The sequence below is a fragment of the Hominisplanchenecus murintestinalis genome, assembly GCF_943193015.1.
Taxonomy (GTDB): Bacteria; Bacillota; Clostridia; order Lachnospirales; family Lachnospiraceae; genus Hominisplanchenecus_A; species Hominisplanchenecus_A murintestinalis.
Window position 1 is genome coordinate 1 of sequence record NZ_CALPCM010000062.1, and the last position, 9,384, is coordinate 9,384.

At 35.7% G+C, this 9,384-nt stretch carries 8 protein-coding genes and 1 pseudogene; all 9 read right to left on the reverse strand.

Annotated features, from left to right (window positions below; all coding sequences use genetic code 11):
* Positions 1-237: 237 nt before the first annotated feature.
* A complete protein-coding gene (locus tag NFR99_RS13635; RefSeq protein WP_330571705.1) occupies positions 238-372 on the reverse strand; it encodes a hypothetical protein in 135 nt (44 codons plus the stop codon).
* A gap of 54 nt (positions 373-426) precedes the next feature.
* Complete coding sequence (locus tag NFR99_RS13640) at positions 427-1,503, reverse strand: PDDEXK nuclease domain-containing protein (protein WP_251353927.1); 1,077 nt, start codon at positions 1,501-1,503, stop codon at positions 427-429.
* A 264-nt stretch (positions 1,504-1,767) separates the two neighbouring features.
* Positions 1,768-4,140, reverse strand: a complete 2,373-nt coding sequence (locus NFR99_RS13645) for an AAA family ATPase (protein WP_251353928.1) — start codon at positions 4,138-4,140, stop codon at positions 1,768-1,770.
* A gap of 13 nt (positions 4,141-4,153) precedes the next feature.
* Complete coding sequence (locus tag NFR99_RS13650) at positions 4,154-4,492, reverse strand: RNA methyltransferase (protein WP_251353929.1); 339 nt, start codon at positions 4,490-4,492, stop codon at positions 4,154-4,156.
* Between the two features lie 92 nt (positions 4,493-4,584).
* Positions 4,585-5,652, reverse strand: coding sequence for a DUF6339 family protein (locus NFR99_RS13655; protein ID WP_251353930.1), 1,068 nt, complete (start codon positions 5,650-5,652; stop codon positions 4,585-4,587).
* Positions 5,653-6,537 carry a hypothetical protein gene (locus NFR99_RS13660; RefSeq protein WP_055214468.1) on the reverse strand — a complete coding sequence of 295 codons (885 nt, stop codon included), beginning with the start codon at positions 6,535-6,537 and terminating at the stop codon, positions 5,653-5,655.
* Positions 6,524-8,437 (reverse strand): hypothetical protein, encoded by a 1,914-nt coding sequence (locus NFR99_RS13665; RefSeq protein WP_251353931.1) that lies wholly within the window; start codon positions 8,435-8,437, stop codon positions 6,524-6,526. The genes NFR99_RS13660 and NFR99_RS13665 overlap by 14 nt, the downstream gene beginning before the upstream one ends.
* A 5-nt stretch (positions 8,438-8,442) precedes the next feature.
* A complete protein-coding gene (locus NFR99_RS13670; RefSeq protein WP_117688270.1) occupies positions 8,443-8,667 on the reverse strand; it encodes a hypothetical protein in 225 nt (74 codons plus the stop codon).
* 168 nt (positions 8,668-8,835) lie between these two features.
* Positions 8,836-9,240, reverse strand: a pseudogene (locus NFR99_RS13675) (DNA polymerase); the annotation flags it as partial.
* Positions 9,241-9,384 lie beyond the last annotated feature (144 nt).

A 9,384-nucleotide genomic window follows, 5' to 3' on the forward strand; every position in this document is an offset into this window, starting at 1 on the left:
AGTAGCAAAAATCTACTCTCTACTATTATGGGGCAACAAATGGGGCTATTCAAGCCGCCCAACATTTAGGCGCTTACTTTTCATCTGCCAATCCTCTGAATTTTCTGTTTTCATCTGTCCAAAACCCGATGTCATCTGTGAAACGGGCAAAAAATAAGGGGCAAAAACGCTCGTTTTTTGCCCCATTTTTTGCTCGATTTACGCTCAAAAACCACAACATTTTGTGGTATAACCGTCTTATTTCCTCTTATCACCACAATACGTCATCAGAATCACTGTCTCAACATGTTCACCGTTGTCCAAACCTATACTTAAATCATTTTCAATAATCGGCAGCTTAAACCGAATTGATTTAAGCCACTGCCCCCTCATGTCTGTTATCCTATTTGTGCAACGGTCGTTGCACTTTTGCTGTTAATTTTGTTATTATTCTAATTCTTTTTCTATTTCTTCAATAGAAGGCAAACTACTCTGGAACTCCTCTGGCAAAGACTGTGTGAGCTGATTCTGCCAATCTGCAACACCAATCGGGTTCTGATAACCAGATAAAGAATATTCCACTACAGTTTTATTCTTACCCTTAACCAACAAAAGCCCGATTGTCGGTTTGTCATCAGGATGGCACAAAATATCATTTACTATATTCTGATACATATTTAACTGACTGATAAATCCCGGCTCAAAATCACAGGCTTTTAATTCTATCACAACATAGCAACGTAATTTCAAGTGATAAAACAAAAGATCTAAATAAAAATCCTGTCCTCCAACCTCTAAATGAACCTGCCGCCCAACAAATGCAAATCCCTGTCCTAATTCTAATAGAAAACTTTGAATATGTTCTGTTAGTTTCTGTTCTATTTCCACCTCACGTCTTGGCATATCGGTTCCCAAAAAGTCAAACAAATAAGGATCTTTAAATATTTGATTCGCCATATCAGAATCAAGCGATGGCAGTGCCACAGGGAAATTGTTGACTGTTTTTCCAGTACGTTCCATTAATTTACTTTGTATCTGTAACTCAAGTATCGTTTTACTCCAACCATTTTCTATCGTTTTACCAGCATACCATATGTGTTCTTCCTGTGTTTTTAATTTATCCATCAAAGTAATATTTGTCCGCCATGGTATTTGTGCAACGACCCGTTGCACAATTTCATAATCCCCCCAACACTGGGCAAATTTTCGCATATACTTAATATTACGTGGAGAAAAGCCGGACATTTCTGGAAAAGCAATTTTCAGATCCTTTGACATACGGTCAATAACCTTTGCACCCCATCCCTCTTCCTCTTGTTTTTTCAAAATAGCCCTGCCAATATTCCAGTAAAGGCAAATCATGCTTGTATTGGCGTTCATTACAACTGAAACTCTCTGCTTCTGAATTTCTTTCTTAATTTCTTCTATAAATTGCAAATAACTATCACCCATTTCAGAAAGATTCGGAGCAACCGGAAATACCACTCCCTCTTTATCCTTTCCCATCCGCTTGCGCTTATCCATAAAACACCTCCTATATTCCTATTTGCCAATTACCATATTTATCCTATTCTTACATCAACATTTGGCAAAGCATAAATTGTTTTAGGTGTATTTTTAGGCAAAGTCAGTATCGACTACTTCGATACATTACGATTTCTCCTTACATTCAAATTGTATTTCCCCGATAATCTTAAAAATACCTTAATATAGAAATCATTTTATCACCTGTCTTTGGTTAAATATAGACCACGTCCTTAATTCCCATGGAATATAATGCAATCATAATCACACCGTCACTTCATCACCTGCACAAAAACTTTTTATATCTGCACACCACTTTTGAATGTTGGTTTCAATGTTTTGCTTTCCTTCCAAATGTGCCAAAACATGCCTTTTATTTAATAAATAAACGAAACAAATAACTTCCTGTGCCGTTCTTCGTCGCTCTTCATCACTTAAAAAATTCAAATAATCCATGTCATCCAGACTATTTGTTCTCTCTAGCATATGACTATCGCCATTAAGCACAAGCCTATACATTAGATTCTTGAAATAATCAATGTAATCTTTGTCTCCAATCTGTTGCAAAATCGTATCATCACAGGAAATCTCTGCTATTCCCTTTTTATACACAAATGTTGAGAACGCCTCCATCACTCGTCGCATTAAATTCCCAACAATCAGAGTGTCATTCGCATTCTTACCACAAGCATAATCATATACAGCTTTCAAAATCTCAGAATATTCGTTTCGTTTTGTGTAACTGAATGGAATAATCTCTTTGTTTTTTAATTCACAACAAGCATATGTAACTTTCTTTTGCCCGTTGCTTTCTCGCTTATATTCGATGCAAACCTCTTCTCCAATTTTTTGAAGATCATATAAACACTGAATATCATGTGTCATCACTAGAATTTGGCTTTCTGGATTGGTTTTAATAATATCGGCTACCTTTGCTTTCAGCAGTGACATAATTCCCACTTTGTTTTCAAAATCAAAACTTGATATGGGATCATCAATAACAAGGATTAGTTTTTTTGAATACCCGTCTTTCGCCTCCTGATTCATAATCAGTTCTGTAAAAAAATAGCATAAAGCAATAATATTTCTTTCACCAACAGACACATTGTTAGGCTTTACTACTTTTCCGTGGGCATACAATACATATTTATCACCTTCAACTTTGATTTCTAATCTATCCTTTGAAAAGAACACAAATCTAAAGCTCTTATTAATCAAACTGACTGCTATTTTTATGTTTTTCTTTCGAGATTTTAAGATATTCAGTTCATCATTGAAATTTTTGATTTTCTCGTCAGATTCCTTTAATGCTTCATCAGCTTTCTTCTGTTCCCCCAAGGCTTGCTTCCATAACTTAATATCGCTAGAAACCTCATAATGTGCAATGGCCGCATTATCATTTGTGAGATTCCTTTTAAGCGTTCCAATTTTTTTAACTGCATTGTTATAATTTTCTATTTCCTGCTGTAACTTAGTCCTAAACAACTCATATTGCTCAAGTTTATCAATCAGGCAGCTCTCAAAATCAGTAATAGGTGTATACGGATGATTAATCTTTTTAAGAATAATTTCTCGTATCTTAAATATCTCTTTATTGATTTCTTCCACTACATCTTTACACTTTATATAATTAGGTGAATTCAAGACATCCATACCAGAAAAATCAACATTCAATTCCTGTATGATGCATTTTTTGAGTTTTTCCTCATGAATATCAACCTCTTTCGATAATACTTTCTCTATACTACCAATCAAATCTCGTTTACCTTGATCTGAGATTTCTTGAAAACAAAAAGGACATTTCTTTGTCTTTTCTTTCGAAAATACTGACTTCATTTCACTAATTTGATCTAATTTCCCGTCATCAATAAGCTGAAGAAGATATTGCTCACGATCTGACAACGTAGGTCTTTCAACCTTCTGTGAAAGAAGATTTTGTAATGCCTTTTCATCATATGAAACATTCAATTTCACAGTACTTCTAATCTGAGCCGCTTCATTAGCTATTACCTGACTTAACAGTTGAAGATTCTCTTCATAACGTTTTCTCAAATCCGCCAATGTTTCAGCAGGTTGCAATGCGATAATAGAATCCATTACTTTATCCGTAACGCTGGCATTGCGTTTACCATTATTAATAATCTTTTCTCGCTCAGCCCAATGTCCATTTCCAGACAATCCAAGGTTAATCTGAAATTTACAGTTGCTTGGAGACTTTATATTATCTTTGTCTTTATATTCGCCAGCAACTATTTTAAGTTCTGCATTTCTTTTAGATTCAGCTTCAATTCTAAGTTCCAAATCCAATATTTTATCTTCAAGATTACCTAATTCACCCAAAAGAATAATTGCATTCAACCCATCGTCTCGTATTTTAACACGTGAACTCACATAATCTTCATTAAACACATGAATACACTGCGTATCCACAAAAGCCATATCTTTTTCATCAAGTAATGTGGCTTGGATTATATCATCAACTACATCCCCTTTTGCCTTACGCACAGCATTAGAAATAGTACTTTTTCCAGAGCCATTTTTCCCGTAAAGAACTGATATTCTATCTTCATTCATAAATAATTTCAGCTCTTTTTCTTCATTAAAAAAGCCCCCTTTAAACTTTATCTTTTTTAGCATTTTATCCTCCCATTTAAATCATTTGAAAATATTTGAACGCGTTTTTTATTGCATTTTCTTTTTCTTCTGTACAGTTTGGCTGCTTAACATTTTCGTTCTTTGCCGTATTATAATTCTCACGCTCGATAATACCACTCTTTGCTTTAATCTGAGCAATATTCAAACTGGATACTTTCAATCCGTATTTATCAAGCACATACTGTTTAATTTCCGCATAAGTGGCTTTACTCTCCGCAGCCGTCAAATCCATCTCGCTCATTTCCAATTCCACTTCTACACTCTGTTTTGTATGAAGTTTTGAAAGCAACACGATACTTTCTACATGAAAGGACTGCTGTCTATGAATTACCATCGTGAAAGGAAACATATCCATGAACCTTTTAACGATAGGTCGAGGCTATCGTTAAAAAGTGTCACCACTGAAAACACTTTTTTAACTGTTCTCTACTTTTGAATTGCTTCTATAATATATGTCTTTCCTTGGAAAGGAACCTCATCTCCAATCCAGCAGCCTAAAAGGCTTTTTGCCAATGGCGGAATCTTTGTGGAATTCGGAAGATAATTTACCAGTATTGTTTTTGGTTCATCGGTTTCCTTAATACGAACATTGACTTTTTGACCAATAACTATATACTCTTCTTCAACACTATCTTCAGAGTTTTCTTCTTCTGATATGTCATTGCCATCAACATCCATATCTTCATACTCTTCGGATTCCTCTTCAATCTCTACACCCTGCTCATCACCTTGTAAAATGCCATAGATGTTATCAATGAGCATATCAGCAATCTCATCCTCATCAAGACAATCTAAAACAACTCCACCGCCTACTGCATTCAAGAATTGCAATGTTGGTCTTATATGTTCCTTGAGTGAAAGCTGTGTGTTTTCCTCTTTGAAGTTTTTGAATGCTTTAACGATGCCATTCAAAATAACCGGATTTGCAGAGAAATTATTACTGTAAAAAATATCGGAAATTTTACTACTAATATCGTTGCTACCTATAATATCCAATTTTTCAAATGGATTTGCTACATTACTTGGATCATAGGTATTTCTTCCAACCCACCAACACTTGGCTATGGAATTTCTAAATAATCCGGCTCTTGTACCACCAGAAAAGAAAAATCTCGATTTTATATTTGATACAGCCTCTTTCTGTGTTTTAGGTGATTTTGTATCATAGTCCCATCTTTTTCTAAGGTAATCGTAATAAACCGAATGGCACAGACCCGCCCACAGTCTTTCATCACAAGCCTGTGACTCTGTCAAAAATGACAAGTGCTGATAAATAATCTTACAATTTGCAAACTCAACTTCACCTTTTGACATATCAGAATCAATCGGTGCCAACTGGAAATCTTGTATCTCCTTAAATTCGACAAACGGATCTCCTCCACAGACCTTCCGAAGCCATTTATTATCCTTTTCCGTGAAATACATGTTGTAAACCATATCGAGGTTTGATTTAAGGATGTCCAGTGCTTCTTTTTTCATAAAATATAGTTTCATTTAGACATCCTCCTCTTCCTCACCAGTTTCAAACAAATCTGCAAATTTTCTCAATGCAGCATTCAACGGTAATTCCATTGCTTCCTGTGCTAATTGCACAGAGGTCTTATCAGAATATAACATCTCATTTTCCAAGTCTACTCCACGTTTCTCATAGGCCTTTGATAAAGAAATATACCAATTTGTACCTGCATAATTTTCAATGCCATTCTCTTGCTTTAATTCTTCAAAAACATATACTAAGGCAGGGAAAACCATCATGGAGTTCAATATTGGTTGAAATTCTTCTTTGTCACAGAAACGAGAGTAAATCTCATACTCTTCTAATCCCAAACCGATACCAATTTGTGCAGTTGACAATTCCACCTCCATTGGTTTTGGTTCTGTTGTTAACCGCTTATACACCTTAAAAATTGAACTTGCGCTGTTAAATTCTTCGTAATTCTTTACAATATCAATAGCTGGTATATTTTTATACGCAAGAATACTTCCTTTCGACAGTTCGAATGACAGCCCTTGATAATCATCGTCCCAATTAGAATTCACAAAATGATTAACATCTTTTTTTGTCACTATTAAAACGATAATTTCTATTCTTCCGTTAATTCTTCCAATCGGAATTTCTTTGCTTACGTGATTGGAAATATCATGAATCGTAGTTCTATATGATGTGTTTGCGCATTCAATATGAATCACATATTCAGCATCACCTTCCAGGATCATTTTCTGAAGTTCTTTGTTATCCATTTCTATATCGAAATCAAACAACAGATTATTAACACCATTCATTTTATACTGCACATCTGCATCAAAGACAGAATCAGTGTAATCATCTCTTTCTTCGCTTAGAACTGGATATGTATATAATCTTTTAGTTATGTTCATATACATTTACCTCCATCGCATAATCCCGGTTATCAAGCAAAGCGATTTCAAACTGGACTTTTTCGTTTCCCTTCATACTAGAAAAATCTACACCTTCCGAACTCTTCTTTATTCCTGTGCACCCCATCAACTCTGATGCAGAATGGATGGCCAGTCGATTTGATTTACCATTTTCACCAACTGTAACAATCTCAACATGCCCTGCACAAATATCCCGTGGCAAAATAAAGGAAACTCTATAAGTGTTTCTCGATGTCTTTATAACTCTAACATTCTTAAGTTCTTGGTTTATATCTCCACCATATCTTTTATGTACGGTATCATGTCCACCTTGTTCCGCTCTTCCTTTATGAGAATCCTTTTTACTCCTATGTCTAGTACCGCCTAAATTCCGAGTTGTTGGATCACCTCCATCAGAACCGATGGTTCCTTCCGTATCCGTGTTTTTCGACTTTCCATTTCCATCACTGCCGTAAAATAAACCCTTTGGCTTTGTTTTTGATGTTCGAGGCTGAATTGTAATGGAACCAATCGTATCTTGAAGACTTTCTTTATTGCTGTCATCTCCACGCTGATTAGTCTTATCCGATTCCTTCTGAAGAACACCAGCCAAACCTGCAACTTCAATTTCATCGTCACTGGAATGTTCACCCAACGTTTGAATACAGCCTCTTATCCAATCCTTTAGCTCATTGTTATATTCTTTTGCAAGCGGCACATTTGTTGAGTGTCTGCTTGGCAACCACTTATCATGTGCTGGCGTTTCCATTTCTCTAAAGAATTCATTAAGCTCTTTACCTTCCATTTCAAGCACACCAGAAAATGAAATAATTCTCGACATATTACCCAATGCAAATAATTTCATTCCGGAAGATCTAGTGATGAGAATTTTTCTATTCAATTTCTCCGAAGGATCGACCAGAACGCTAAGTTTTAGAGTTCCCATCCCGTGAAAGTCCTTTTTGAACACTTTTGTTTCAGGTCGAACAAGCACTTGGTAGTACCAATATGCATTTTTTATTTTTGAGTTATACGTGCTGAGATAACTTGCAAGCGTAGAATTATCGATGACTTTATTGTCAACTGTAACACTTAATAAATTCTTGTGAATAGACATCAAGAAATTTTCTAGAACCTCGTTAATTACATCGCTATTCCATTCATGTCCCGCATTAAATCCGTACACAAAAACATCTGTACCAATCTCAGTTCTCTGATATAGTTTTTCCAACTCACTGATAGAATCAACAGGTAAGTTACCTTCCGGATTTCCGTAATAACCAATTCCAGTTGTCATCGTATTCATACTATTGCTTAAATCTTCTGGAAAAGATATAAAGCGTGACATTCCCTGTGCAGCAGTCTCTTGATCTTCATTTAGAGTTCTATAAAAAACTAATCTATAATCCGAATTTGTAAATGGTGCGTTCTTTCCTATTCCAAATGCTCCGGCTTTATCACCCGTTTTTGTCGCACCACCATCGAGTTTTGTCAATGCATTCCAGCCTTCGTCACTATCCTCATATGGATGGCTAAGTCCAGTTGTGTTGAAATCGCTAATTCGCAAAACAACTGTATTAGGCTTCTTAATTGCATTTAATGCCTTTGTCAGTACCTTAATGGTCTTTTCACTATTCTTTTTCGACCAATAATCATAAGCCTTCTGAATTTTAGAAGCGTACTGCTCATATCCAGGAATATCAGAAGAAGGAATTCTATACTGTTCAAAATCAACTTTGATGGTCGCATTACTGCCTTCCACCGCTGCATCTAATGAGTTTTGACAAATTTCTCTTGCAAGCGACTGTATCTCTGTTCCTGTAAAGGTTTCAATGCCTGCGTCCGATACTCCACGCACTTGTCCAAATCCATTATGCGGAAACTTCCATTCAATAGTCATCTAAATCACCTCAACGTAAATTTGCTTTCTTTATTGCTATTATCCTGATACTTGCTTTTACAAGTTTTTAATTCTGATTCTAGTGCAGAGAAAATCTTTTTTACGTCTTCATCAGTGTATTCATATGTTGCGGTATTAGAGCAGTTACTTAAAAGTCGAATCATATCAATAATTTTATTTGTTCTAGCTTCAGCAACTCTTATAAATTTATCATGCTTCGATTCAGCCATAATTTTTCTCCTTATCGTACATTTTTATTTTATCATACACATTTCAACTATATTTGTCAATATATCGCAATTATTTCTAAATTATTTTTCATATAATTTTATTATTTGCAAATTAAAACGTCCAGACTTCCGTCTGGACGCTGCTAATTTCTTTATATTTTATGGAAAAAAATGAATGCCGTGTGTTTCTGTCTCCATGCGTTCACGGATAGTCTTTTTCACACATCGATCAACTGCCCACCAGAACTGCACGATATTCGGATTCGCATTTCTCCATGAATCTACAAGTGGCTGAAGTTCATCTTCTGATAATCCCATCTCGATGGCACCCATCGCAGTTAAGGCTCCTACGGATCCTCCATATCCAAGGGCAAGTTCCGCAATCTTACCTTTTTGACGCAGTTCCCCATTCACACCATGCTTTTCCACCGGAACTCCAAACATGGCCGATGCCGATGCACAATAGATGTCTCCATTATTTTTGAAGACCTCACTTCTCCATTCTTCCTTTGCAAGATACGAAAGCACTCTTGCTTCAATGGCAGAAAAGTCAGCCACCACAAATTTCATTCCTAGTATAATAATGGTGTAGTCAAGAATGACTACTGGTTAATAGTTACAAAGTCCAATCTAATAAATCTATATGATATTGGGGTCAAAAGCCCCGCTATAGTACCTTGAAAAGTTCATATATTTTGTAGTAAATACAAGCCTAAA